Origin of the sequence: uncultured Metabacillus sp., assembly GCF_947503125.1 — a bacterium.
GTDB lineage: Bacteria > Bacillota > Bacilli > Bacillales > Bacillaceae > Metabacillus.
This window is the reverse complement of sequence record NZ_CANNCR010000176.1, coordinates 1-652: the sequence shown is the minus strand read 5'-3', so window position 1 is coordinate 652 and position 652 is coordinate 1. Positions and strand designations below refer to the sequence as shown.

Here is a 652-nt window from a genome sequence, read left to right as displayed (position 1 = left end):
AGCCTTTTATCCTACACTGGATTCCAGGATTATCGAGGATGCTTTTCGAAACGCCATTCAAAAATATGGCACTCCGGAAGCTGTCTACTTTGATAATGGGAAACAGTATCGAACCAAGTGGATGTCTCGCACTTGTTCCAAATTGGGTACAAGACTTATTTACGCAAAGCCTTATTCAGCTGAATCAAAAGGAAAGGTTGAACGCTTTAATCGAGTTGTAGATTCTTTCTTGGGAGAAGTGGCCCTTGAAAAGCCTAATTCCTTGGATCGGTTGAATAAGCTTTTCCAAGTATGGCTAACTGAGTGTTATCAAAATAAAACACACTCTGGACTTGGGGAGAACATTAGCCCTGAAACAGCTTTTCGAAGCGATAAAAAAGCACTTCGTTTTATTGATCCGGATAAACTAGCGAATGCCTTCTTACATTGTGAGACCAGAAAAGTAGATAAATCGGGATGCATCAGTTTTATGGATCAAAAATATGAAGTTGGTCTTTCATTTATCGGACGCCAGGTTGATGTTGTTTATGATCCTGCGAATTTGGATGAGCTAACGATTGAATATGAAGGACATTCTTCATGGAAAGCCAAAAAGCTGGTAATTGGAGAAAGAGCCGGAAAAAGACCAACATTGCCCTCACATCTCCAAGCA

1 protein-coding gene is annotated in these 652 nt (G+C 40.3%); it reads left to right on the top strand.

Features of this window, described 5'->3' with window-relative positions:
- Positions 1-652: Mu transposase C-terminal domain-containing protein (locus tag Q1B07_RS26710; protein WP_299095864.1), on the top strand; the 652-nt coding region annotated here is incomplete at both ends.